This window comes from Spirillospora sp. NPDC052269 (genome assembly GCF_040679435.1).
Classification (GTDB): Bacteria; Actinomycetota; Actinomycetes; order Streptosporangiales; family Streptosporangiaceae; genus Spirillospora.
Genome location: NZ_JBFAUU010000008.1, coordinates 53,541 through 74,124 on the forward strand (window position 1 = coordinate 53,541; position 20,584 = coordinate 74,124).

Annotated in this window: 15 protein-coding genes; 10 read left to right on the top strand and 5 right to left on the bottom strand. The window is 74.0% G+C overall.

Going from position 1 to position 20,584, the window contains the following annotated elements:
* The first annotated feature begins 131 nt into the window (after positions 1-131).
* Positions 132-515 (top strand): ArsR/SmtB family transcription factor, encoded by a 384-nt coding sequence (locus AB0L06_RS18540; RefSeq protein WP_500232240.1) that lies wholly within the window; start codon positions 132-134, stop codon positions 513-515.
* A complete protein-coding gene (locus AB0L06_RS18545) occupies positions 512-2,485 on the top strand; it encodes a heavy metal translocating P-type ATPase (protein WP_500232241.1) in 1,974 nt (657 codons plus the stop codon). Before AB0L06_RS18540 ends, AB0L06_RS18545 begins: the two co-directional genes overlap by 4 nt.
* Before the next feature lie 48 nt (positions 2,486-2,533).
* On the opposite strand, the gene AB0L06_RS18550 is transcribed toward AB0L06_RS18545, so the two are convergent.
* A complete protein-coding gene (locus AB0L06_RS18550; RefSeq protein WP_500232242.1) occupies positions 2,534-4,207 on the bottom strand; it encodes a serine/threonine-protein kinase in 1,674 nt (557 codons plus the stop codon).
* A gap of 146 nt (positions 4,208-4,353) precedes the next feature.
* On the opposite strand from AB0L06_RS18550, the gene AB0L06_RS18555 reads away from it, so the two are divergent.
* The gene (locus AB0L06_RS18555) at positions 4,354-5,472 is read left to right on the top strand and encodes a hypothetical protein (RefSeq protein WP_500232243.1); all 1,119 of its coding nucleotides are present in this window, start codon (positions 4,354-4,356) and stop codon (positions 5,470-5,472) included.
* Between the two features lie 117 nt (positions 5,473-5,589).
* On the opposite strand, the gene AB0L06_RS18560 is transcribed toward AB0L06_RS18555, so the two are convergent.
* A complete protein-coding gene (locus tag AB0L06_RS18560) occupies positions 5,590-6,372 on the bottom strand; it encodes a helix-turn-helix domain-containing protein (RefSeq protein WP_500232244.1) in 783 nt (260 codons plus the stop codon).
* A gap of 62 nt (positions 6,373-6,434) precedes the next feature.
* On the opposite strand from AB0L06_RS18560, the gene AB0L06_RS18565 reads away from it, so the two are divergent.
* From AB0L06_RS18565 to AB0L06_RS18580, 4 genes are all read left to right on the top strand, one after another.
* Positions 6,435-7,241 carry an SDR family NAD(P)-dependent oxidoreductase gene (locus AB0L06_RS18565; protein ID WP_500232245.1) on the top strand — a complete coding sequence of 269 codons (807 nt, stop codon included), beginning with the start codon at positions 6,435-6,437 and terminating at the stop codon, positions 7,239-7,241.
* A 212-nt stretch (positions 7,242-7,453) separates the two neighbouring features.
* The gene (locus tag AB0L06_RS18570; protein WP_500232246.1) at positions 7,454-8,380 is read left to right on the top strand and encodes a hypothetical protein; all 927 of its coding nucleotides are present in this window, start codon (positions 7,454-7,456) and stop codon (positions 8,378-8,380) included.
* A 220-nt stretch (positions 8,381-8,600) separates the two neighbouring features.
* Complete coding sequence (locus AB0L06_RS18575) at positions 8,601-9,659, top strand: Acg family FMN-binding oxidoreductase (protein WP_500232247.1); 1,059 nt, start codon at positions 8,601-8,603, stop codon at positions 9,657-9,659.
* A gap of 127 nt (positions 9,660-9,786) precedes the next feature.
* Positions 9,787-10,647 (top strand): universal stress protein, encoded by an 861-nt coding sequence (locus tag AB0L06_RS18580; RefSeq protein ID WP_500232248.1) that lies wholly within the window; start codon positions 9,787-9,789, stop codon positions 10,645-10,647.
* Positions 10,648-10,666: 19 nt separating this feature from the next.
* Here the strand turns inward: AB0L06_RS18580 and AB0L06_RS18585 are convergent, their stop codons facing one another.
* Positions 10,667-13,012: a heavy metal translocating P-type ATPase gene (locus AB0L06_RS18585; RefSeq protein WP_500232249.1), complete on the bottom strand. Its 2,346-nt coding sequence runs from the start codon at positions 13,010-13,012 to the stop codon at positions 10,667-10,669.
* A 314-nt stretch (positions 13,013-13,326) separates the two neighbouring features.
* Here AB0L06_RS18585 and AB0L06_RS18590 point away from each other — a divergent pair, with 314 nt between their 5' ends.
* Together AB0L06_RS18590 and AB0L06_RS18595 are read left to right on the top strand one after the other, a co-directional pair.
* Positions 13,327-14,931, top strand: coding sequence for a S53 family peptidase (locus AB0L06_RS18590; RefSeq protein ID WP_500232250.1), 1,605 nt, complete (start codon positions 13,327-13,329; stop codon positions 14,929-14,931).
* Positions 14,932-15,079: 148 nt separating this feature from the next.
* Positions 15,080-15,820, top strand: a complete 741-nt coding sequence (locus AB0L06_RS18595) for a hypothetical protein (RefSeq protein ID WP_500232251.1) — start codon at positions 15,080-15,082, stop codon at positions 15,818-15,820.
* 58 nt (positions 15,821-15,878) lie between these two features.
* Here the strand turns inward: AB0L06_RS18595 and AB0L06_RS18600 are convergent, their stop codons facing one another.
* The gene (locus AB0L06_RS18600) at positions 15,879-16,304 is read right to left on the bottom strand and encodes an STAS domain-containing protein (RefSeq protein ID WP_500232252.1); all 426 of its coding nucleotides are present in this window, start codon (positions 16,302-16,304) and stop codon (positions 15,879-15,881) included.
* 13 nt (positions 16,305-16,317) lie between these two features.
* Entirely contained in the window at positions 16,318-18,048 is a 1,731-nt protein-coding gene (locus tag AB0L06_RS18605) for an L-aspartate oxidase (RefSeq protein ID WP_500232253.1), read from the bottom strand.
* 509 nt (positions 18,049-18,557) lie between these two features.
* On the opposite strand from AB0L06_RS18605, the gene AB0L06_RS18610 reads away from it, so the two are divergent.
* Positions 18,558-20,549 (top strand): LuxR C-terminal-related transcriptional regulator, encoded by a 1,992-nt coding sequence (locus AB0L06_RS18610; protein WP_500232254.1) that lies wholly within the window; start codon positions 18,558-18,560, stop codon positions 20,547-20,549.
* The last annotated feature ends 35 nt before the right edge of the window (positions 20,550-20,584 follow it).

Genomic DNA, 20,584 nt, shown 5'->3' on the forward strand with positions numbered 1-20,584 from the left:
CGAAGCCGCGGCGCAGAAGGGCGGCGCGGCGTGCCGCCTCCGGGTCGGTCGTCACCGGGCCAGTCTCCCGAGGGCCGCCGCTGATCGCCAGCGCCTTCCAATGCATTCAGAGTAGTGGATATCATCGCCATATGGCGATTGATGGTGAGGGTGGACGGTGTGTGCGTGCCGACATCGCGGCGGGGATCTCCCCGGCGGCCGCGTTGTTCCACTCGCTGGCGGACGAGACACGGTTGCGCATCGTCCAGCGGCTGGCGCGCGGTGAGGCGCGCGTGGTGGATCTGACCGGCGAACTCGGACTGGCCCAGTCCACGGTGTCCAAGCACCTGGCGTGCCTGCGGGACTGCGGGCTGATCGACTACCGCGCCGAAGGACGCCAGTCGTTCTACGCGCTGACCCGCCCGGAGCTGATGGACGTGCTGGAAGCGGCCGAGCGGTTGCTGGCCGCGACCGGGCACGCGGTCGCGCTGCGCCCGGCCCACGGCGACGACGCGCGAAGCGGGAGCGCGCGGTGAGCGACGCCTGCGGTTGTGGCCGTGACGAGGCCGGGCCGGAAGGCCAGGCCGAGGAGCGCGAGCCGGAGCGGCTCTGGCAGGTGGGCGAGCTGCGCTGGGCCGCGCTCTCCGGCGTGCTGCTGCTCGCCGGTTACGTGTCCGGTTGGACGGGCGGGCCGGCGTGGTCGGTGCCGGGTCTGCACCTGCTGGCGCTGGCCGCCGGTGGGTGGACGTTCGTGCCGTCCACGCTGCGCCGCCTGGCCAAGGGCAGGATCGGCGTCGGCACGTTGATGACGATCGCCGCCGTCGGCGCCGTGGCGCTGGGCGAGGTCGGCGAGGCCGCGATGCTGGCGTTCCTGTTCTCGGTCAGCGAGGGGCTGGAGGAGTACTCCCTCGCCCGCACCCGCCGCGGGTTGCGGGCGCTGCTCGCGCTGGTGCCGCAGGAGGCGACCGTGCGCCGCGACGGCTCCGACACGGTCGTCGCCCCGGGTGAGCTCGTCGTGGACGACCTGCTGGTGGTCAGGCCCGGTGAGCGGATCGCCACCGACGGGATCGTCCGGTCCGGCCGCTCCGCGCTGGACGTCTCGGCCATCACCGGGGAGTCGGTGCCGGTCGAGGCCGGGCCGGGCGACGAGGTGTTCGCCGGGTCCATCAACGGGACCGGCGCGCTGGAGGTCCAGGTCACCGCCACCGCGGCGGACAACTCGCTGGCCCGCGTCGTGGCGATCGTCGAGGCCGAGCAGGCCCGCAAGGGGGCCGGTCAGCGGCTGGCCGACCGGGTCGCACGTCCCCTGGTGCCCGGCGTCATGATCGCCGCCTCGATGATCGCGGTCGTCGGCGGCCTGCTCGGCGACCCGCGGACCTGGGTCGAACGCGCCCTGGTCGTGCTGGTCGCCGCGTCGCCGTGCGCGCTGGCCATCTCCGTCCCGGTCACCGTGGTCGCCGCGATCGGCGCGGCCGGCAAGCTCGGGGTGCTGGTGAAGGGCGGCGCGGCGTTGGAGGCGCTGGGTGCGGTCAGGACGATCGCCCTGGACAAGACCGGCACTCTGACGCGCAACCGGCCCGCCGTCCTCGACGTCGTCGCCGTCCCCGGCGCCTCGCAGGCGCGGGTGCTGGAACTGGCGGCCGCGCTGGAGGCCCGCAGCGAACACCCCCTGGCGCGGGCGATCCTGGCCGCCGCCCCCACTGACGCCGCCCCCACCGCCGAGGGCGTGGAGGCCGTTCCCGGCGCCGGCCTGACCGGAACCCTGGACGGCCGTCCGGTACGGCTGGGGCGTCCCGGCTGGCTGGAACCCGGTGCCCTGGCCGAAACGGTCACGCGAATGCAGCGTTCGGGCGCGACCTGTGTGCTGGTCGAGGACGACGGCCGGGTGATCGGTGCGATCGCCGTCCGCGACGAACTGCGTCCCGAGGCCGCCGAGGTCGTCGCCCGGCTCCGCGACACCGGCTACGAGGTCGCGATGCTGACCGGCGACAACCATGCCACTGCTCAGGCCCTCGCCGCCGAGGCGGGCATCGAAACCGTCCACGCCGACCTGCGTCCCGAGGACAAGGCCGCCGTCATCACCACGCTCCGCGAGCGGCGGGCGACGGCGATGGTCGGCGACGGCGTCAACGACGCACCCGCCCTGGCCACCGCCGACCTCGGCATCGCCATGGGCGCCATGGGCGCCGACGTCGCGATCGAGACCGCCGACGTCGCCCTCATGGGCGAGGATCTGCGCCACCTGCCCCAAGCGCTGCAGCACGCCCGGCGCGCCCGGCGCGTCATGCTGCAGAACGTCGGCCTGTCCCTGGCCATCGTGGTCGGACTGATGCCGCTCGCGTTGCTGGGCGTGCTCGGCCTCGCGGCCGTGGTCGCCGTGCACGAGATCGCCGAGATCGTCGTCATCGCCAACGGCGTCCGCGCCGGACGAACCCGGCCCCTGCCGGCTGCTGCCGACAACGCCCCGGCGTCCGTGCGCAGCATCGCGTTCCAGCAGGCCACATGACATGGCGGCGGCGTCCGCCGTGGTGATCGCTCTGGGGAGCCTTCACCGCTACGTCCAGGCCGCCTTGGCGAGGACGTTCTCCAGGCCCGGGGTCTGCCAGAAGTCCACGATGAGGATCTTCGAGTCCGGCAGGTACCAGAGCCGTTCGGTGTAGGCGGTGGACGTCCGCGCCTTGGGAATGCCGTCCTTGCTGTAGTCGCGCGTCCAGCACGGTACCGACCATTCGATGTACCGCGCCGTGTGGCTGCCGAGCCGGGCGGACCTGTCGACGGTCTTGCGTGCCCCGAGGTCCTTCGTGCCCGCGCGCAGCTTCGAGTCGGTGGGGCAGCTCATGCCCTCGTCCTGGCCGAAGCGCGAGGCGAAGGTGTCGTCCGGGGAGTACCTGTCGGCGACGTAGATGTCCGCGTGGTCGGCGAAGCTCGGTCCCATCACGACGAAACCCCTGCACCAGGGCAGCTGGAACGGACCGTACCCGCCCGCGCTCGCCCTCTGGCAGGGCCCGCCCAACGTGACGAAGTAGCTGTCGTTCTTCTGCCCGAGTGTGGGGTCCGGGAACGAGATCAGATGTGACTGCCAGCTCTGGGGTGTGCGGATCGAGATGCGGCCGACCGTCATCGCCCGTGTGGGCGACGCGGACGCGGCCGGCCGGTGCTTCGGCGGCCCGGACGGCTTGACGGCCTGGTACACGCCGTAGCCCCCCGCCGTCGTCGTGAGGACGGCCGCCGCCGCGATCGCCGCGGCCGCCTTGCCGCCGAGGACGCCCGCTGTTGCCGCTCCTGTCCCGGCCGTCCCCGTTCCCGCGCCCGCGGCGCCTGCTCCGGCCGCCCCCGCGCCCGCGCCTGCGGCGCCCGCACCGGTTCCGGCGCCTGCGGTGAGGGCGGCGAGGGGGAACAGGGATGCCAGCGCCATGGCGATGCCCGCGAGGAGATGGGCGCCACGGGATTCCCAGTCGGGTCCGTAGGCGGCTTGTGCGACGGCTTCGAGTTCGTTGACGAACGCGGCGGCTCCGGGTGGGCGTGACTCCGCTGCCTTGGCCATGCCGCGCTCGATCAGCGGGCGCAGTTCGTCCGGGACTTCGTCGGTGGGGACGGGGCCGGTGAGGTGTCCGTTGCGCGGGTCGTCGGCGTACGGGCGGTGTCCGGTGATGGTCTCGACGAAGACGCAGGTGGCGGCGTAGACGTCAGTGGTGGGCCCGGCCGGTTCGCCGAGCCATTGTTCGGGTGCCATGTACGCGGGCGTCCCGGAAGCGGACGCGGCGCCGGTCATGGTCGCGACGCCGAAGTCGATGAGTTTGCTCTGGCCGTCGGCCGGGACGATCACGTTGGACGGTTTGTAGTCGCGATGCACCACCCCAGCCGCATGCGCAGCGGCCAAGCCGAGTAGCGATCCTTTGAGGACGGTCAGCGCCGCCTCCGGCGCGAGGGACCTGTAGCGGGCGAGGATCTCCCGGAACGGAACGCCGTCGACGGCCTCCATGACCAGCGCGAGGCCCTGTTCGCCTTCGACCAATTGGTAGAGGCGGGCGACGTGGGGGTCGCGGACTCGGCCGAGCAGGACCGCCTCTTCCCGGAACCGCGTCCGGGCGCTGGACCCGGCGTTCCCCAGTAGGTACTTGACCGCCACCAGGTCACCAGAGGTCGCGTGCCTGGCCAACACCACCCGGACCTGCCCGCCACGCCCCAGCTCCCGGATCTCCTCGAACCCATCGATACGCCACTCCACGTCCCTATGGACGCCGCACACCCCCTCCAGGTTGCGCCGCACCCGGATCCGGGCACGTCCGGCTGTCGGACCGCAGGTACTCACCCGAACCTGAGTACCTGCACCCATGATCTCCCGGCGCTTCGACCCCAGAATCAACGTTTGTGATGACACGACAGCAGACGCTCTGGGGCGCGGCCACGGCCGTTGCCCTGGTGGTCGCAGCGGCCGGGCCGGCGGCGGCCGCTCCAGCAACGGCAACCGGCGCCACCCAGTGGCGATCGGTACTGAACTCACCGTCCATGCGGTTCTTCGGTCGGCTGGCGGGCGTGGACCGAGACAGCGCCTGGGCCTTCGGCGGGACCACCGTCGCCGACAGCACCGTGACCCCCACCGCGTTCCGGTGGGAGCGAGGCCGATGGCAGCGCGTCGCCTTTCCGGCGCCGAAGGGCGGCACGGTCAACGGTGCGGCCGTCGCCTCCGCGGGCGACGTCTGGGCGGGCACCGGCGGCAGCCCCGCGTCACCGGCACTGGTGATGCGCTGGAACGGCGGCAGGTGGAGCGTCGCCAAGCGCCTGCCCAAGTCCGCCTTCGTCACCGACATCGAGGCCGCCGGGCCCCGCGACGTCTGGACCTTCACCGGCAGTCCCGGTCCGGGTCCCGGTCCCGGTAGCTCCAGCGTGGCCTGGCATCACACCTCCCGCGGCTGGAGCAAGGCCACGCTGCCCATCGAAGTCCTTCAGGCCAGCGCGCGTTCGCCCCGCGACATCTGGGCGATCGGCTTCGCCGGAGCGGGGGCCTTCTCCCAACATCCGGCCCTGGCGCACTACAACGGCAAGACCTGGCGCACCGTCCCCCTGCCCAGGCTTCCGAGGCCACGGGAGCAGCACGGCCTGACGGGCATCACCGCCAACGCGCAGGGCGTCTGGATCACCGATTCGGTGGACGGCACCAGCAGGCCCATCCTCGACTCGGTCCTGCTCCGCCTCGACCCCAAGGGGCGCTGGCATACCGAACAGCTCTGGTCCAAGGTGGGCCGCTGGGGCGAGGGCGTGGCCCCCGTCGCCGATGGCAAGGGAGGCCTGTGGTTCCTGGGCTCCACCGACGTCAACGGTGAGGACTCGGCCCTCGTCCACCGATCGGCCACCGGCTCGTGGACCCGCGGCAGGATCAAGCCGGTCGCCGAACTCAGATCCCTCGCCCGCCTCCCCGGAACCACCCGGCTGTTCGCCACCGGATACCAAGCCGGACACGGCGTGGTTCTGAGCTACCAACCGCCGAAGTAGCAGCGACCGCCGTCAAGCAGGGCGGATCCAGGGACGCCCGCCCCCGCGACCGGCGGTGAGAAGCCGAGCCGCTCGTGTCCTGGCGGTGACGTCGCCGTCCCCGCCCTCATGTGCGTGTCAGAGCAGTCGGGCGAGGGCGGCTTCGGAGGGGCTTCCCGGCGCCGCCTGGTAGATGATGATCACTTGGTGCTCGGCGCCGCCGACGGTGAGCGCCTGGCGGCGGAGGGCGAGGTCCCCGGCGACCGGGTGGACGAACCGTTTGAGCTCGTCGCGGGCGGGACGGGCGTCGTGTCGTGCCCACAGGCGGCGGAAGTCCTGGTCCGCGTCCAGCTCGGCGATGAGCGACGCGGTCCGGGGATCGCGCGGGTCGGCCTCGGCGCGCAGGGCGGCGGCGGTCCGCGCGGCGATCCGCGGCCAGTCCGGGAACAGCCGGCGGGCCTGGGGCGTGAGGAACACGTCCCTGGCCAGGTTGTGTCCGGGTTCGTACATCGGGGCGAGCGCGCGTGCCCATTTGTTCGCGGCCAGGACGTCGAACCGCCGGTTGCGGACGTACGCGGGGCTGCCCGCCCATGTGTCGAGCAGCTGGTGGACCTCCGCGGTGACCTCGGTCTCCGCGGAACGTACGGGATCGGCGGCGAGGGAGAACAGGTACGCCGAGGTGTCGGCGTCCAGCTCCAGCGCCCGTGCGAGCGCCCGCAGCACCTGCGGGGACGGGTGCCGGTCGACGCCCTGTTCCAGCCGGGTCAGGTAAGGCTCGCTGATGCCGGCCAACCGGGCCAGCTCGTCCCGGCGCAGCCCCGGAACCCGGCGCCGGCCGGGGGCGGGCAGGTCCGCGCGCGTGGCCGGGACCCGTCCCCGCCGGGCCTTCAGGAACTCTCCCAGGACGTTGCCGGTCGCCATGTTCGCAGGGTAACCCTGCGGGGGTGCTGGCTGCGCGTCGGAGACCCGCGCAGGCTGAAGGCATGAAGACCTGGTTCATCACCGGCGCGTCCCGCGGCTTCGGCCACATCTGGGCCGCCGCCGCCCTCGCCCGCGGCGACCGTGTCGCCGCCACCGCGCGCGACCCCGAATCCCTGCGCCCCCTGGTCGAGGCGTACGGGGACGGCGTCCTGCCGCTCCGCCTCGACGTCACCGACCGGGTGGCCGCCACGGCCGCCGTGCGCCGGGCCGCCGACGCCTTCGGCCGCCTCGACGTGGTCGTGAACAACGCGGGCTACGGCCTGTTCGGGATGGTCGAGGAGACCACCGAGGAACAGGCCCGCGCCCAGCTCGACACCAACCTGCTCGGACCGCTGTGGGTGACGCAGGCCGCCCTGCCGATCCTGCGCGCCCAAGGCGGCGGGCACATCATGCAGGTGTCCAGCCTCGGCGGGCTCGCCGCCTTTCCCACCCTCGGGTTGTACAACGCCTCCAAATGGGCGTTGGAAGGGATGAGTGAGGCGCTCGCCCAGGAGGTCGGACCGCTCGGCGTCCACGTCACGATCGTGGAGCCCGGGCCGTACGGCACCGACTGGTCCGGCGCGTCCGCGGTGCGCACCGAGCCGCTCGCCGCCTACGAACCGATCCGCGAGGCGCGCAGGGCGGGCGCCGCCGCCCGCACGCCGGCGGATCCGCAGGCCACCGCCGAGGTCATCCTCGAGCTGGCCGACACCGACGATCCACCCCTGCGGCTCTTCCTCGGCGACTACCCCTATCCCATCGTCGAAGCCGCCTACCGGCAGCGGCTTGACACCTGGCACGCGTGGAGACCGCTGGCCACCAAGGCGTGAGCCGCGGATCGCGTGGAGGGGCCGGCCCGCCAGGTCCAGCGGCGCGGCCAGGCCCTCGTACCGGGTGCGGGCCTGCCGGGCCGCTTGCGACGAAGCAGGTGCGCGGAGTCGGGGACCGTCGTTGGCGCTGATCGTCCGTCCGCTTCGGCTTGGCAAGCTGTGCACGCGTATTCGAGGTTTCGGCTCACGGGTGGCCGGTTAGCCTCGCGGCCATGACGGACGATATGTGGTGGTTGGACGGGCCCGTGGTGGAGCCGACAACGGCGAAGGTCCAGGAGGTCCTGCAGCGCGCGGCGCGCGTGGTGATCGCTGAGAGATCGCCGGACGGGCCCGATTCCGCCGCGAGGGCACGGACGGTGGTGCGGGGAGACGACATCGCCGAGTTGGCGCGGCTGCTGGCGATCGTGGACGGCGGGACCGGCGACACGTGCCGGTGCTCAGGGTGGCCGACGATCGTGGTCCACGACGTCCGGGGCGACCGGATCGCCACCTGGACGGTGCATCACCGGGACGGCTTGCGTGGTGTCGGGTCCTGCGATGCCGAACTGCGGGACGGCCCGGCGCTCGCCGCCTGGCTGGCCGGACGCGGTCTGACCGGATTGCAGGAGCTCCGGGCGGAGCAGGCTGTGCGGCAGGCCCAAGCCGAGCAGCGCCGGGAGCGCTGGATCCAGGCCGCGCCGCCTGGGCTGTCCGGGGCCGCCGAAGCCGTGGCGCAGCGCCCGGCGACGGGCGATTGGTCGGAAGGTCTCCAAGCGGCCGAAGACCATCTCGCCGCGCTCCTGCACAGCCACTATTCCGACGGCGTCGAACGCGTCGGGGCGCTTCTGGCCTGGGCGGGGGTCACTGCCCGCAGGACCGGTGCCGAGGGGAGCCTCTGGTATGACACGACGGTGCGGGAGATGCTGCTGGCGGAACCGGACGACCTCGTCTTCGCCGCGCTCGCCGTCCAGACCGTCACCCCCGCCCAGCTCGACGGAGCGACCGACCTGTTCGGCTGCGCCGAGTGGAGGGCCACCCACGCCGAACATCTGCCCGAACCGTTGAGCGCCTCGCTGATCGCCCACATTCGAGCGACAGGCACCGACGTTATGAGAAGGCGACTCGAATGGGGCTACTACGGCGACCGAGACCCCGCCTGACAGCGCCGGATGGTGCGACCGACGGCGTTCCGGTCTGCGCGGGGGCCGGGGTGCGCTGGTCGGCGCCGGGGGATCGCGGAGGAGCGGCGATCTTCTGGTGATCGCATGGTCGGGGGTTGGGGGTGTCATGGGGGACGGGGCGGAAGAATCGGTGCGAGATGGCCTGTAAGGGACCGGACGCGGAGGAATCGGTCTGGTGTGCGGGGGAGGGGAGCCGGTCATGGAGTCCACGGGCGGGAGTGTTGCCGAGCGGGCGATCGAGGCCGCGGTGTGGGCGCCGTCGGTGTACAACACCCAGCCGTGGAAGTTCGGCGTCGAGGACGACCGGATCGCGGTGCGCGCCGACCCCGACCGGCAGATCGAGGTCGCCGATCCCGCCGGGAGGGAGATGCTGCTGAGCTGCGGGGCCGCGCTGTACACGCTCGTCCTGGCGATCCGGCACCTGGGAGGCGAACCGGACGCGCGCCTGCTGCCCGACCCGGACCGGCCGTACCTGCTGGCGAGCGTGCGGATCGGTCCCGGCGCCGGGGAGGCGGCCGCCGGTGACCCCGACCGGGAGCGGATGTACGAGGAGATCTTCCGGCGGCGGACCCACCGCGGGGCGTTCCGCGACGATCCCATCGCCGGCTCGGTGCTGGAGGCGCTGGGGCGCGAGGCGGAAGCCGAGGGCGCCCGGCTGCTCGTGGCGACCGAGGAGCACGTCCAGGGCGCGCTGGCCGGGCTGACCCAGGCCGCCGACCACATGGAACGCGCCACCGGCAAGTACCGGCAGGAGGTCGCCGGATGGGCGCCCCGGCCGGGCAGCACTCGCCGGGAGGGCATGCTGGACGACGCCTACCGGCGCGAGGACGTCCCCACCGAACCGCATTTCCCCGCCCGGGACTTCGCCCGCGGGCAGGGATGGGGCGTCGGTGAACCCGGCGGCGAAGGCGAAAGCGAGGGCAAGGGCGGCGGTGGGCACAAGCCTCCGGGTGAACTGTCCACCGGCCTGGTCGCGCTGCTGGTGACCGAGGACGACACGCATCTCGAATGGCTGCGCGCGGGCCAGGCCCTGCAACGGGTGCTGCTGCGCGCCGGGGTGGACGCCGGCCTTGCGGCGGCCTTCCACACCCAGGCCCTGGAGATCCCGGAACTGCGGGCCTTCATCGGCCAGCGGTTCTGCGACGGGGCCCACCCCCAGATGCTGATGCGGCTCGGTGTCCCGGCCGGGGAGCGGATGACGTCCGTCCGGCGGCCGGTGGAGGCGGTCACGAGAGCCGAGCCGTCGTCCGCCTGGTGAGGGCCCGGGGGCGGCCGGGGCGGCGGTGCGGCGCCGTCGGAGGTCCCTGGTCGACGGCCCCTCGCCCCCGCATGCGACTCTGAGGTGAGCGGCGTGCGATGGGAGGAACGAACCGGAAGGACGCATGATGAGCTGGGGTTCCTCCATTCTCGTCGGCTACGACGCCACGCCCGGCGGGGAACGCGCCCTGCGCTGGGCCGCGGCCGAGGCGAAGCTGCGGAGACTGCCGTTGAGCGTCTGCCACGCGTGGCGCTGGCCCTACCCGATCAGCTACGTCGACGTCGACGGCGCGGCGATCGTCCGGCGCATGGGGCAGCACCTGCTCGACCAGGGCATCATCCGCGTCAAGGACTTCGCCCCGACGGTCACCGTGAAGGGCCACCTCGCGGACGGCCCGGCGGACGCGGCGCTGATCCACCTGTCCGGCGAGGCCGAGATGATCGTGGTCGGGGCGCACGACCCGTCCGAGATGGGGCTCGGATCGACCTCGATGCGGCTGCCCGCCCGCGCCGAGCGTCCCGTCGTGGTGGTCCGTCCCGGTGGCGGCGGCGAGCACCGGCGCGTCGTGGCGGGCTTCGACGGCTCGTCCGGGTCGGACGCGGCGCTGGCGTTCGCGTTCGAGGAGGCGGCGGTGCGCGGGTGCACGCTGCGCGTGGTGTACGGCTGCTGGGAGCCGAGCGCCGCCCCGGCCGGCGAGCTGTCCCTGTTCGCCGACCGGGAGCGGCTGCGCCATGTGCGCGGCGCCGAGCTGGAGCAGGCGGTGGCGTCCTGGTCCACCCGGTACCCGCAGGTGGACGTCCAGACGGCCCTGACGATGACGCCGCCGCGCGAGGCGCTGTTCGAGGCGGCGGAGACCGCCGACCTGCTCGTGGTGGGCCGGCGCGGCGCGGGCGGCATCGACCGTCTCCACGTCGGCGCCACGACCAGCGCCATGCTGACGCAGGCGCCGTGCGCGGTCGTGGTCGTCCCGCCCGCCGCCGAACTCTGAGGCGGTGCGGGCCGGACGGTCAGCCCGGGTGGCCCTCCGAGTGGGACGGGGTGTCGGCGAGGACGAAGTAGTGCTCCTCCTCCTGCGTGAAGTGCAGGCGCAGGACGGCGGCCAGGTCACCGATCGCCCGGCGCAGCTCCGAGCGCGCGTCCGCGCGGCCGGGGTCGTCCCTCAGCTCGTCCCGTAGCAGGTCGATGCGCCGGGACTGCTCGGCGATCTCGGCGTGCGCGCGGCTCATCGCGCCCGTAGGGTCGGACCCGCCGAGCGCGGACGCCACGGCCGGATAGAGCAGCGTCTCGTCCCGGCGCTCGTGCTCGGCCAGGTCGTGGAGGAACGAGGTGAGCTCGGCGTCCGCGGACTCGCGGGCGGCGGCGTCGGGGCCGGTCAGGGCGTCCGCCAGAGCGGGCAGCCCCTCGATGCGCGGCCACAGCTCGCGGTGCTCCTGGTCCAGGTCCCGGACGAGCTCGGCGTCGTCGCCGTGCAGCCGGGGCCAGCGGTCGCGCCCGGGGCCGAGGGCGCGCAGCGCGGCGAAGATGGCCGCCAGGTCGATGACCTCCTGGACGACGGCGCCGATCGCGGGCGTGAGCAGCCCGAACGCGGCGACGACCATCGCCGCCAGCGACAGGCCCATCCCGCCCACGACGCTCTCCCGGGCGATCCGCTGGGTCCGGCGGGCGATGGCGAGGCTCTCGGCGAGCCGCTCGAACCGGTCGACGGTGATCACCACGTCGGCCGCCTCGGACGACGCGGTCGCGCCCCGCGCCCCGAGCGCGACGCCCACCCCGGCCGACGCCAGCGCCGGGGCGTCGTTGACGCCGTCCCCGGCCATCACGGTCGCGGCGTGCTCGCTCTCGGCGCGGACGACGGCGACCTTCCCGGCCGGGGACTGGTCGGCGTGGACCTCGTCCGCCCCGACCAGGTCCGCGATCGGGCGCGCCACGGCCTCCCGGTCGCCGGTCACCATCACGGTCCGGTCGATCCCGGTGTGCCGGAGCATCTGGAACGTGCGCGCCGCGTCGGGACGGATCCGGTCGCGCAGCAGCAGCGTCCCGGCCAGGCGGCCGTCGAGGCCGACGAACACGGTGATGGCGCCGCGCGCCGCCGCCCGGGACCGGACGCGGTCGAGCCACTCGTCGTCGCCGGGGCCCGAGCCCGCCCAGGAGGCCTTGCCTACCGCGACGGGCCGTCCGCCGACCAGGCCGCGCACGCCCTGCCCGGCCTCCTCGGCGACCTCGGCGGGCAGGGTCAGCGGCAGGTCGCGGTCGCGGGCGCCCCGCACGATCGCGGTGGCCAGCACGTGCGGCGACACCTGGTCCAGGGACGCGGCGGCGGCCAGGACCTCCCCGGGGTCGACCCCGTCGCGGGTCACGACGTCGAACAGCTCGGGCCGTCCGGTGGTGACGGTGCCGGTCTTGTCGAACAGCAGGACGCGCGCCCGGGCCAGCCGCTCCAGCGCGCCGCCGCCCTTCACGACCACGCCGCGCCGGGCGCAGCGCGACAGCCCGGAGACGTAGGCGATCGGCGCGGCGAGGATCAGCGGGCACGGCGTGGCGACGACCAGCACCGCGACCGCCCGGACCGGATCGCGCGCCGCCGCCCACGCCACCCCGGCCAGGACGAGCGTCACCGGCAGGAACAGCCCGGCGTACCGGTCGGCGAGCCGGATGAACGGCGCGGACCCGGCCGCGGCCTCCCGCGCCAGCCGGACGACCCCGGAGTAGGTGCTGTTCGAGGCGTCCGTGGTGGCCCGCAGCGGGAACGGCCCCCCGGCGTTGACGGTGCCGCCCCGGGCCTCCTCGCCCGTGTGGCGCTCGACCGGCAGGGGCTCCCCGGTGAGCGTCGACTCGTCCAGGATCGCCGGACCCGCCTCGACCCGCCCGTCCACCGGGACCACCTCGCCCGCCCGGACCTGCAGCCGGTCGCCGGGACGCACCTCGGCGACGTCGACGGTCGTGACGACCCCGGCCTCCTCGCGGTGCGCGACGCGCGGCGCCAGCGAGAGCAGCGCCCCGAGGTCCCGCTGCGCCCGCCGCCCGGCGCGGCGCTCCAGCGCCTGCCCGCCGGTGAGCATCACGCCGATCACCGCGCCCGCCAGGAACTCGCGGGTCGCCAGCGTCCCGGCCAGGGCCAGCAGGGCGATCACGTCGCTGCCGAGGCTGCGCCGCCGCAGCCCCTCCACGACCCACCACACCGACGGGACGAGCACCGCCGCCGTCACGATCGCCCAGAGGACGTCCGCGACGCCCCGCGCGCCCGCCCACCAGGCCACGCCGCCCGCGACGAGCCCGCCCAGCGTCAGGACCAGCGACGTCTCGTACCGCAGGTCCCACAACCTGCGGAGAACGGTCCGTTTCGGTGCCTCCATGGCCAGTCCCCTTCCGGCCGCCGGTACTTCTCCGTGACCTCATCATCGCCTACAGTGATCACCTGGATGCGGGCGGGCGCACCCCTGAGCGTGCGGGCCGACGGCGCGTTCTCCCTGGCCAGGGAGGTTCGGCCGGTCCTCGCAGGGCGGGACGGCCCGCCGGAGCGGACGGCCCGCCGCCCCGGATGTCCGGAATCGGACGACCGCGGGGACGGGGAGTGAGGCGCCTTGTCAGCGACGGAGGGGCCGCGCAGCATGGGTCGGTCGGGTGATCGGTTCACCCGTCGCGACCCACCGGGCTCCAAAGGAGGAGCATGAACAGAGCACGTCTCCCGGTCGCCGCCTCGGCGGCGGCCTTCCTGTGCGCGTCGCTGATCGGCGCCGCGCCCGCCCACGCCGGGCCCGCCCGCGCCGCCGCCCCGGCGATCCCGGAGCGGACGAGGGTGCTGATGGCGGCCGTGGCGAACATGCGGACGAACTACGCCAAGTTCGCCGCGGACGCGCCCGGCCCGCAGGACGTCTTCGACTACCGCGTCGATCAGCTGTGGAAGCGCGGCATCGACGGCACCGGCACCACCATCGCCGTCCTCGAGGGATGGGAGGACAAGAACGTCGCGAAGGTCGTCCACACCTTCGACCAGCGGTACGGCCTGCCGGACCCCCAGATCAAGACCATCTACCCGGCGGGGAAACTTCCCGCGCAGTGCCCGCCCGGCATGGTGAAGCTCGGCAGCTACGGCTCCTGCGACGCCTGGGCGGGCGAGCTGGAGCTGGACGTCCTCTCCGCCCACCTCATGGCGCCGTACGCCAAGATCGTCATCTCGGCGACGCCCGCCGACACCGAGATGAGCGACGACGACGCCAGCCAGGTCGCCATGCCCGAGATCATGAAGGCGGCCGGGTACATCGGCCGCCACCACCTCGCGGACGTCATGTCGGTCAGCGACGGCAACGGTGAGAGCAGCTACGGCCACGGCGCCCCGGAGATCCGGGCGCAGGATCCGGGCGCGCTCGCCGCGGCCGCCTCCGGCGTCCCGCTGCTGGGCTCCACCGGCGACTGCGGCGTCGTCCAGAACCTCCCGGTCGCGGCCGCGCAGTGCGGGAACACCTCGTCCACGCCCGACTCGGCCACCTGGGACGACTCGCCCTGGGTCACCGCCGTCGGCGGCTCGGTGCCCCACCTCGACAAGACCGGGGCGAAGGCCGGACCCGACCCGGTCTGGAACGTCAAGGGCTACACCGAGGGAGCGGGCTTCTCCAAGATCTACAAGCGGCCCCCGTACCAGGACGCCGTCGCGTCCGCCACGGGGAGCCCGATGCGCTGGGTGCCCGACCTGACGATGGACGGGCAGAACGGCACCTCGCAGTCCGCGCCGACGCTCGCCGGGGTGCTCGCCCTGGCCGCGCAGCTCAACGGCGGCCCGGTCGGGCCGATCAACCCGGCGCTGTACGCGCTGGGACGCGGCGGGGCCAAGGCCGGGATCGAGGACGTCGTCTCGGGCGACAACACACTGCACGCGAAGAACGGCAACGTCGTCCCCGGGTTCAGCGCGGGTCCTGGCTTCGACCGCGCCAGCGGCTGGGGGACGCTCGACGCCTCCACGTTCGTGCCCAGCCTCGTCCGGCAGGTCCGGCAAGGCGGCGAGACCGGCGCCGCGCGCCGGCAGGCAGGCCGTGAGCTGGGCGTCCTGCAGCGGGCGATCAAGTTCACCCGGAGCGGGAACAGTGTCACGCTGACCGCGTCCGGCTTCCTGCCCGGCCACCCGGTCGGCATGAGGATCGACGGCCGCTCCGCGGGCACGCTCACCGCCGGTGACTCCGGCACCGTCACGACGACCGTCGACGCGGGCAAGTTCGGCGCCGGACGGCACACCGTCGACCTCGGCAGCATGCTGATCACGGTCTCCGGACGGTTCTGACCGGCCCTGAGGAGAGGGGACGGGGGCGTCCACCGCACCGCACGCCCCACCCGCCCGGCGCTCGGCCGCATCGTCCCCGGGACCCGTCGCGTGACCGGAATGTCGCGAAATGCCGCGGTCCGATGGGAAGATCACTAACCTTCCCCGGATGAGCGATGCCTTTCCGCAGCACGTCCTGTGCGTCCTGGCCACCGGCCTGGAGCTCTCGGAGATCGAACGCGTCGCCGCCGAGTACGGCGGGTTCGTCCTCGACCACGAGTACTCCGCAGCCGAACCCGACGACCGGATGCCCGCGGCGTTCGCCGCCAGCGGCGCGTCGGTGTCCTTCGAGGACGCGGACCGGGCGGCGGTCGAGTCCCACGACACGGTCGGCTACCTGCTGTCCGCGCCGATGATGCGGGAACTCGCGGCCGACACCTCGCGGCGGCTTCTGGCGGCGACGGCCGCGCTGCTGCGGTCCGGCGCCACGGCCGTGAAGCACGAGGGCAGCCGCCTCACGCACGGGCGCGAACGCTGGCTGAGCATCGCGGACGACGCGTCCGACGCCACCGACGAGGCCCTGGCCGCCGCGCTCCTGGACGCGTGGGTGAAACGCCCGATCCGGGACGGCGAGGTGTCCCGCACCTGCGGCATGCACCTGCTGGGCGCGCCCGAGGTCGAGATCGAGGTCGGCGAGGACATGCCGGTGCGCGAGCGCCGCATCCACCTGGACGCCCTCGCCCTCTACCTGCTCACGGACCCGCGTGCCAAGGAGATCGAGGACGGCGAGGGCTTCCGCCTGACCGAGGACGGGCCCCGCTGGATCCTCCGCACCGGCGACTGCTACTTCGAGGACCCTGACGACCTCTCCTTCAACCCCTACGGCTACGTCCGCCTGACCCGCCCCTGAACCGGCGCCCCGCGCGCCCCGCCCCGGCTCTGACCAGGGGCGGGGCGGGCCCTCGGCCTCACTCCCGCTCTTCGCGGGCGAGCAGGACGAGGCTGGAGATCCGGCTCCAGCCGGCCACGCGCATCAGCTTCGCCAGATGCGGCGACACCGACCGCAGGACGAGCCGCCGGTTCCGGAGCCCGAGATGGCAGGCCGCGGCGGCCAGCGCGCGCAGGCCGGCGACGTCGATGAAGTCGAGCCGCTCGACGTCGACCCACACGTCGCCGGAGCCGTGCTCGAGCACGCTGCACAGCGCCGTCGTGAAGGCGGAGATCGTGGCCACGTCGACCTCCCCGCGGACCACCAGGCAGGGCGGCTCGAACACGCCGTCCAGCTGGAGCAGGGCACTGCGCACCCGCACGCCCTCGAGCACGAACCCCGAGCCCTGGCGCGGGGAGCCTGGAGTGGTGACCGCGGTGACCGGCGACCTCTGTTGAAGGACCATGATCGCCGGACCGCTACTCCACGAGCTTTCCGGCGGACGAGACCTCCCGCATGAGCGAGGCGATCTCCGCGGGAACCGGCGGTATCGGCTCGCGCGTGACCTGCCCGGGCCCGGACCACACCATGTTGACCCGCAGCGACGGGTCGAGGTCGGGATGGTCCGAGCGGTTGTGGCAGCCGCGCGTCTCGCGCCGCTCCAGCGCCGCGTCCAGGGTCGCGCGGGCGGCCAGGACGGTGGACTTCAGGTCGAAGGCGTGCACCAGGTCCTGGAAACCGGCGTTGTCGGGATGGACGCCGATGTCCCCGATCCGCGCCTCGACGGCGTCCAGCTCGGCCAGGCCGGTGCGCAGGCCCGCCTCGTCGCGGACGACGCCGCAGTGCTCGGTCATGATGTCGCGGACCGCGCGCTGCAGGGCCCGCACGTTCTCCGGGCCGTCGCAGGCCAGGAGCCCGTCCACCTCGCGGCGGGCCGCGTCGAGCGCGTCCTCGGACCGTCGCTGGTACCGCAGCCCGGACGAGTGTTCGGCGGCTTCCCCGCCCACGATGCGGCCGTACACCAGCAGCTCGATGAGGGAGTTGCCGCCCAGCCGGTTCGCGCCGTGCAGCCCGCTGGCGGCCTCGCCGATCGCGTACAGCCCCTCGACGTCGGTGCCGTGGTCCTCGGGCCGCACCCACACCCCGCCCATCGAGTAGTGCGCGGTCGGGGCGACCTCCATCGGCTCCCTGGTGATGTCGAGCATCTGCAGCTCCAGCAGCGTCTGGTGGACGCGCGGCAGCCGCTCCATGATCGTCTCGCGGGGGAGGTGCGACACGTCCAGCCACACCCCGCCGTTCGGGGTGCCGCGCCCCTGCCTGATCTCGGTGAAGGACGCCAGCGCCACCCGGTCGCGGGTGGACAGCTCCATCCGCTCGGGGTCGTAGCGCTCCATGAACCGCTCGCCCAGGCCGTTCAGCAGGACCCCGCCCTCGCCGCGCGCCGCCTCCGACACCAGCGTCCCCGTGGCGTCCTCCGGCGCCAGCAGGCCCGACGGATGGAACTGCACCAGCTCGGGGTCGCGGATCCGCGCCCCGGCGAGGACCGCCAGCCGGAACGAGTCGCCCGTGTTCTCGTCCCGGCGGGACGAGGTGCGCCGCCAGATCCGGGTGTGCCCGCCGGTCGCGAGGATCACCGCGTCCGCGTGGATGACGTAGCGCTCGCCGTCCACCAGGTCGAACCCGTACGCGCCGAACACCACGTTGTCGCGCACCAGCAGCCGGGTGATGTAGACGGTGTCCAGGATCGGGACGTCCAGCTCGTCCGCCCGCCGAACCAGGGCCCGCTGGATCTCCAGGCCGGTGTAGTCGCCGCTGAACGCGGTGCGCCGCCACGTGTGGGCGCCGAAGAACCGCTGGGAGATCCGGCCGTCCGCCTCGCGCGCGAACGGCATCCCGTACCGGACGAGGTCCTCGATGCCGCGCGCGGCGTTCTCGGTCACGATCCGGACCGTCCGCGGGTCGGCCAGCAGGTAGCTCTCCTGGAGGGTGTCGGCGGCGTGCTGCCGCCACGAGTCCCGCGGGTCCATCGTCCCCAGGGCCGCGTTGACGCCCCCGGCGGCGAGCGTCGTGTGGGCGTCGGCCCTCGGACGCTTGCCGACCGCCACCACCCCCACGCCCCGCTCGGCGAGCTCGATCGCCGCCCGCAGCCCGGCCCCGCCGGTGCCGATCACCAGGACCGGCGTCGCCAGCCGCCGCTCGGAACCGTTCATGCTCTGCTCTCCTCGTGTCACAGGACGCTCAACTCCGGCCTCCCCGTCCGCTGGTTCGTCAGGGGAGGTGGTCGCGTGCCCTCGCCGCCCCCTCGCGGCGAGGGCACGCGGTCGGCCGAGACGGTCTCCCCCTCGGACCCGGCGCCTCCGGTTCCCGCGTGCCGGTCGTCGAGCCGGTCGTCGATTCGGTTCGACGACCGGCTCGCGGGAACGCCCCCCAGGCGTGCGCCGTCGGTCCTTCGATCGGTGTCTCGGCCGATGTCGACCACTTTCGCCGGACCCGGCGCCCCGGGGGACCAGGATGCGCCCCTGGCTCACCCCCTGGACGGAGCCCCGTGGCGGTTCCCTAGGGCCCCGGGCTGGGCTCATCCCTGATGCGACCGGGGCCCGGTTCCGGCGACGGTGGGGTGTGTCGGCGACAGGCGTTCGCCGCACACCGGGGAGGGGCGATGAAAGTCGAGGAGACGCGCGTGGAGTGGAGAGCGCGGGGGCGCGCGGCTGGAACGGGGGTGCCGACGAAACCCCTGTCGCCGGCCACACGGCTGGGCCTGCAGGTCGCCTCGGTGCTCGGACGGCCCTTCACCACGCAGGAGCTGGACGGTCTCACCGGGATCGGGCCGGACGGCGTCGGAGCGCTGGTCGACGAGGCGGTCGACGCCGGGATCTTGGTCGTGGCGGACGGCCTGGTGGACTTCCGCCACGACCCCGTCCGGCAGGCGTTCTCCGAGAGCCTGCCCGTGGCGGTGCGGCGCAGCCTGCGGCGCCGGATGGTGGACGTCCGCCTGGCTCAGGGCGCGAGCGCGAGGGACGTGGCCGCCGACCTCGCCGAGACCGCGCTGCCCGGTGACCACCGGGCCGTGGGGTTGCTGCGTGAGGCGGCGGAAGGCCGGGCCGACACGGCGCCCTCGGAGGCGCTGGCGTGGAGCCGCGCGGCGTTGAGGGTCGCGGGTCCACCCGGGCCGCACACCGCCGAGATCGTCGGCGAGATCGTGGAGTCCCTGGGCCGGACGGGCGAGTATGCCGAGGCCAAGGGCCTGGCCGACACCACGCTCAAGGGGTCACTCGCGCCCGGAGTCGAGGCGGGGCTGCGGGCGCGGGTGGCTCGTCTCGTGGGCCACAGGTCCTTTGCCGAGGCCGTTCGGCAGAGCCGGATCGGACTGTCCCTGGCCGATCTGTCCGAGGTGTCGCGTGATCGCCTCACGGCGGCTCAGGCGCTCCACCTTGCGCAGGCGGGGGAGACCGCCGAGGCCGTCGCCGCCGGCCGGCCTGCGAACGGCCCGGACGCCGAGGCCGGGGCGGCCGCGCTCACCGCGCTGGCGATGGTCGAGCTCTCCCGGCTGAATCTCGAGCATGCCTTCGACCTGCACGAACGGGCCGACGCGCGTGCGGCCGACCTGGGGGTGTCCCGGCGTCCGTGGGGGCCGGAGGTGTGCGGGCGGGCGTTCGTCCTCGCCGCGTCCGGGCGGCTCGGCGTGGCGCTTCAGGAGGCTGACGAGGGCGTCCGGACGGCTCGGGAGACCGGGCACGCGGTCACGGCCCTCGCGTGGTCGATGACTCGGGCGCGGATCCTGCTCGACACGGGACGGCTCGCCGCCGCACGCGCCGAGGCCGACGCCGTTCTGACCTCAGCTGGTGTCCTCGGGACGGGCGACTTCGCCGATGTGACGGCGCGGTTCGCGCTCGGCAGGGTGGCCGTCCACATGGGGGAGCGGGACGGGATCACCCGCAGCCTGGCGGACGGCATGAGGATGACGCGCACCGGGACACCCGTGGTGCGGCGCACCGGGGCGTGGCTCGCCGCCCTGGCGTCCGACGCCCTGGGCGACACCGCCCGCGCCGCCGAGATGATCAAGCTCGCCTGGCCGGACGGCCTGGACGTCATGCCGGGAGCCCTGCCCGATCCCGCCGACCTCGTCGTCCTCGTGCGCCTCGCCGAGCGCGCCGGGCTCCCCGGCCTCGCGACCGCCGCGGCGGCCCGCGCCGCCGGTCTCGACCCCGGATGCGCCGTCCTGCGAGGCGTCGCCGCCCACGCGCGCGGAATCGTCGAGGACGACCCCGACCTGCTCCTCCATGCCGCCAAGCTCTTTGAGGACACCGAACGCCCCCTGCTGCGGGCCTCGGCCGCCGAGGGCGCGGGCCGTGTGCTCGGCGCGTCCGGTGACCCCGCCGCCCGCGACGTCCTGGACACCGCCCTCGACCTGTACGAGGAGGCGGGCGCGGCGCGGGACGCGGCCCGCGTGCGGAGGCGGCTGCGCCTGCTCGGCGTCCGCCGGACGAGCCGGTCCGGGGAGGCCTCGGAGGACGGTCGCTGGGGTCTGACGGCGGCGGAGCTCAAGGTGGCCCGGCTGGTCGCACAGGGGGCGACCAACCGGCAGATCGCCGAGCAGCTGTTCGTGTCCCGCCACACGATCAACACCCACGTGCGGAGCATCTTCACAAAATGGGACATCAACTCCCGCGTGGACCTGGCACGACTCCTCCTCGCCCGCGAAGCCCGGTGACCAGGTCGTTCCCCTCGGATCTGCCGCTAGTGTTC

What these genes read in the sequence shown, in the direction of transcription:
- AB0L06_RS18540 (WP_500232240.1), top strand. Translation starts at nt 132, where the DNA reads ATGGCGATTGATGGTGAGGGTGGACGGTGTGTGCGTGCCGACATCGCG.
- AB0L06_RS18565 (WP_500232245.1), top strand. Translation starts at nt 6,435, where the DNA reads ATGAAGACCTGGTTCATCACCGGCGCGTCCCGCGGCTTCGGCCACATC.
- AB0L06_RS18570 (WP_500232246.1), top strand. Translation starts at nt 7,454, where the DNA reads ATGACGGACGATATGTGGTGGTTGGACGGGCCCGTGGTGGAGCCGACA.
- AB0L06_RS18590 (WP_500232250.1), top strand. Translation starts at nt 13,327, where the DNA reads ATGAACAGAGCACGTCTCCCGGTCGCCGCCTCGGCGGCGGCCTTCCTG.
- AB0L06_RS18580 (WP_500232248.1), top strand. Translation starts at nt 9,787, where the DNA reads ATGAGCTGGGGTTCCTCCATTCTCGTCGGCTACGACGCCACGCCCGGC.
- AB0L06_RS18555 (WP_500232243.1), top strand. Translation starts at nt 4,354, where the DNA reads ATGACACGACAGCAGACGCTCTGGGGCGCGGCCACGGCCGTTGCCCTG.
- AB0L06_RS18595 (WP_500232251.1), top strand. Translation starts at nt 15,080, where the DNA reads ATGAGCGATGCCTTTCCGCAGCACGTCCTGTGCGTCCTGGCCACCGGC.
- AB0L06_RS18560 (WP_500232244.1), bottom strand. Translation starts at nt 6,372, where the DNA reads ATGGCGACCGGCAACGTCCTGGGAGAGTTCCTGAAGGCCCGGCGGGGA.
- AB0L06_RS18600 (WP_500232252.1), bottom strand. Translation starts at nt 16,304, where the DNA reads ATGGTCCTTCAACAGAGGTCGCCGGTCACCGCGGTCACCACTCCAGGC.
- AB0L06_RS18605 (WP_500232253.1), bottom strand. Translation starts at nt 18,048, where the DNA reads ATGAACGGTTCCGAGCGGCGGCTGGCGACGCCGGTCCTGGTGATCGGC.
- AB0L06_RS18575 (WP_500232247.1), top strand. Translation starts at nt 8,601, where the DNA reads ATGGAGTCCACGGGCGGGAGTGTTGCCGAGCGGGCGATCGAGGCCGCG.
- AB0L06_RS18585 (WP_500232249.1), bottom strand. Translation starts at nt 13,012, where the DNA reads ATGGAGGCACCGAAACGGACCGTTCTCCGCAGGTTGTGGGACCTGCGG.